Raw genomic sequence first — 3,092 nt, 5'->3', positions numbered from 1 at the left:
CCAATTGAGCTAGAGGCCCGGGAAGGGCGGCCGGGAGACCCGCCGGCCCTTGCCGGTCACACCCTAGCCAGGCGCCGCCACGGCGGACCGGCCCTCCCCTCCCGCCCTCCCGCGTCGGGCTACCGGTGCGTACGGCGTACCAGGTGCGTCGTACGCACCAGTAGACGGGGTGGGTGGGGCCTCAGACGCGTCGTACGCACCAGTAGACGGGCGGGGTCCGGGCTGCCGCCGTACGCGCCTGCGGACGGCCAGAGGTGAATTCTGTCCGAACAGGGGGGCGAGGGTTGTCGGTCGGGGGTGGGACCTTGCTAGTGTGGGGGCAGCAACAGGTGCAAGTTCCAGCAGGTCTGACGCCCGCGGAGTTTGTGATCCAACGGCGTTTCTTCTCGTGGGCCCCACCGGGGCGCTCAAGTCGGAGCGACGTGTCACCGCATCTGGAGCGGGTCGTCGAGGTGACGGCCCTCGCCCCGACGAAGGAGTAACGAGCACAATGGCTCAGGGCACCGTGAAGTGGTTCAACGCCGAGAAGGGTTTCGGCTTCATTGCGCAGGAGGGTGGCGGCGACGACGTCTTCGTGCACTACTCGGCGATCCAGTCCCAGGGTTACAAGTCCCTGGACGAGAACCAGAAGGTCGAGTTCGACGTCACCCAGGGCCCCAAGGGCCCGCAGGCTGAGAACGTCCGTCCTCTCTGACCACAGACGCCAGCCGGTTCGCCGGCAACGTATGACGCATGGGGCTCCGCTCGACCGAGCGGGGCCCCCTGCGCTTCCCGGAGGGGAGGTGCCGCCGCCGTGACACCAGGGCAGCGGGCCCGTCTAGACCAGCCTGGCCTAGTCCAGAATGGGTTGCTCTGGACCAGTGTCCATTCCGGGGGGTTTGATAGACACTTGGTGGGGGAACAATCTGGCTCGGAGGAGTGTCCCGACGATGACTGACGAGGGGGGCAACGTGTACGACCAGTTCGATGTGACGCTCGAAGACAGCGACCTTCTGGGCGAGGTGGAGCTCACCACCAACCTGATCATCGCTGCCACCGAGTCCGACGATGCCCTCTCGGTGGAGGAGATCGACCGGATCCTGGGTGTCGTCCCGCACCCGCGCAAGGGCGACTGACCCCGCGCGACGGGCTTCCGCCGCGGCCTAGGCTTGACCCTGACAGCGCCGCGACCGGTGGGTCGCGAGGGAGCGACGAAGGGGTTCCATCCGATGAGAGAAGTCAGCACCTGGACCGTGACCGGCATGACCTGCGGTCACTGCGTCGCCTCGGTCACCGAGGAGATCAGCGAGATCCCCGGGGTCGAGTCGGTCGAGGTGGTCCTGGACAGCGGGCAGGTCACGGTCGAGAGCACCCGCCCCTTGGACCGCGCGGACGTCGAGGGCGCGGTGACCGAGGCGGGCTACGCCCTGGCATGAGCGACGCCACGCGAGCGGCGTACTTCCTCGCGGGGCTGGTGGCCGTCTTCGTCCTCGCCTACTTCCTCGGCACCGTCCTCGGGCCGGCCGTCGTCGACGAGCCCGCCCCGCCCGAGCACACCATGAGCGCACCCGGTGGTGAGCCGTGAGCGACGTCGAGCTCGACATCACCGGGATGACCTGCGCCGCCTGCGCCAACCGCATCGAGCGGAAGCTGAACAAGCTCGACGGGGTGGTGGCCACGGTGAACTACGCCACCGAGCGGGCCAAGGTCAGCTACCCGGCCACGCTCCCCGCCGAGGACCTGCTCAGCACCGTGGCCAAGGCCGGGTACGCCGCCACCGTGCACACCGACCGGGTCGAGCGGGCCGACGAGGTCGATGCGCTGCGCCGGCGGCTGGTCGTCTCGGCCGTGCTGACGGCGCCGGTCGTCGCCGTGGCGATGGTGCCGGCGTGGCAGTTCACCGGCTGGCAGTGGGTGTCGCTGCTGCTCGCCACCCCCGTGGTCACCTGGGCGGCCTGGCCCTTCCACCGCGCCGCCTGGCTTAACCTGCGCCACGCCGCCACCACGATGGACACCCTGGTGTCGCTGGGCGTCACCGCGGCGTACCTCTGGTCGCTGGTGGCCCTGCTGCTCGGCACCGCCGGCGAGCTGGGCATGGTCCACGAGTTCACGCTGACGGTCAGCCGCGGCGACGGGCTCGACAACATCTACTTCGAGGCCGCCACCGGGGTGACCACCTTCCTGCTGGCCGGCCGCTACTTCGAGAAGAGGTCCAAGCGCCGCGCCGGCGCAGCCCTGCGCGCCCTGCTGGAGATGGGGGCGAAGGAGGTCTCGGTGCTCCGCGACGGCGTGGAGCAGCTGGTCCCCGCCGACCGGCTCGTGGTGGGGGACCGGTTCGTGGTGCGGCCGGGGGAGAAGGTCGCCACCGACGGGGTCGTGGAGTCAGGAAGCTCGGCGGTCGACGCGTCGATGCTGACCGGGGAGCCGGTGCCGGTGGAGGTCGGCCCCGGCGACGAGGTCACCGGCGCCACCGTGAACGCCGGCGGCCGGCTCGTCGTCCGCGCCACCCGGGTCGGCGCCGACACCCAGCTCGCGCAGATGGCGCGGCTGGTGGAGGACGCCCAGAACGGCAAGGCCGAGGTGCAGCGGCTGGCCGACCGGATCTCGGCGGTGTTCGTGCCCGCGGTGATCACGCTGGCGGTGGCCACCCTGGGCTTCTGGCTGGGCAGCGGGATCGGGGTCACCTTCGCGATCTCCGCCGCCGTCTCGACGCTGATCGTCGCCTGCCCCTGCGCGCTCGGGCTGGCCACCCCGACGGCGCTGATGGTCGGCACCGGCCGCGGGGCGCAGCTGGGCATCCTGATCAAGGGACCCGAGGTGCTCGAGTCCACCCGCCGGATCGACACCGTCGTGCTCGACAAGACCGGCACGGTCACCACGGGCCGGATGAGCCTGGTCGGGACCGTCCCGGCCCGGGACGAGTCCGCGGAGGAGGTACGCCGGCTGGCGGCCGCGCTGGAGTCGGGCTCGGAGCACCCCATCGCCCGGGCGGTCGCGGCCGGGGCCGGGGCCCCGCTGCTCGCCCCCGAGGGCTTCGCCAACGTCGAGGGGCTCGGTGTCCAGGGCGTCGTCGACGGTCACGCGGTGGTCGTCGGCCGGCCCCGGCTGCTCGC

General features: G+C 71.3%; 5 protein-coding genes. All 5 read left to right on the top strand.

Annotated elements, in window-relative coordinates:
• Positions 1–490 precede the first annotated feature (490 nt).
• Positions 491–694: a cold-shock protein gene (locus tag PLP61_RS16060; protein ID WP_324503768.1), complete on the top strand. Its 204-nt coding sequence runs from the start codon at positions 491–493 to the stop codon at positions 692–694.
• 235 nt (positions 695–929) lie between these two features.
• A complete protein-coding gene (locus PLP61_RS16055) occupies positions 930–1,115 on the top strand; it encodes a hypothetical protein (protein ID WP_324503767.1) in 186 nt (61 codons plus the stop codon).
• Positions 1,116–1,208: 93 nt separating this feature from the next.
• On the top strand, positions 1,209–1,415 hold the full coding sequence (locus PLP61_RS16050) for a heavy-metal-associated domain-containing protein (protein WP_324503766.1): 207 nt from the start codon (positions 1,209–1,211) through the stop codon (positions 1,413–1,415).
• On the top strand, positions 1,412–1,564 hold the full coding sequence (locus PLP61_RS16045; RefSeq protein WP_324503764.1) for a hypothetical protein: 153 nt from the start codon (positions 1,412–1,414) through the stop codon (positions 1,562–1,564). The genes PLP61_RS16050 and PLP61_RS16045 overlap by 4 nt, the downstream gene beginning before the upstream one ends.
• Positions 1,565–1,590: 26 nt before the next feature.
• Positions 1,591–3,092: heavy metal translocating P-type ATPase (locus PLP61_RS16040; RefSeq protein ID WP_324503769.1), on the top strand; the 1,502-nt coding region annotated here is incomplete at its 3' end.

Origin of the sequence: Nocardioides sp. (assembly GCF_035429765.1) — a bacterium.
Lineage (GTDB): Bacteria > Actinomycetota > Actinomycetes > Propionibacteriales > Nocardioidaceae > Nocardioides.
This window is presented reverse-complemented; position numbering and strand designations above follow the sequence as displayed.